This window comes from Myroides sp. LoEW2-1 (genome assembly GCF_009767705.1).
Taxonomy (GTDB): Bacteria; Bacteroidota; Bacteroidia; order Flavobacteriales; family Flavobacteriaceae; genus Flavobacterium; species Flavobacterium album_A.
In genome coordinates, this window is the sequence record NZ_WSPP01000193.1 from 1 (window position 1) to 235 (window position 235).

The following is a 235-nucleotide window of genomic DNA, read 5'->3' on the forward strand; positions in this document are numbered from 1 at the left end:
AAATCTCCAGTGGAAATGGCAGTTAATATTACCTATAGCCGAATCTACACCAAACTACATGGTCAGATATTTTTCAGTATAAATCAGCTAAACACAGCTATTAAAAAACTTTTAAAGCCTTACAATGACTATCCTTTTCAGAAGAAACAAAGCAGCCGAACAGAGATGTTCTTGGATTTTGAAAAACAAGCTCTTAAAGCTTTACCAATCGATTTATATCCAATTAAAACTTATA

Annotated in this window: 1 pseudogene; it reads left to right on the forward strand. The window is 31.9% G+C overall.

Going from position 1 to position 235, the window contains the following annotated elements:
- Positions 1 to 15: 15 nt before the first annotated feature.
- Positions 16 to 235, forward strand: a pseudogene (locus GOQ24_RS11615) (IS21 family transposase); the annotation flags it as partial.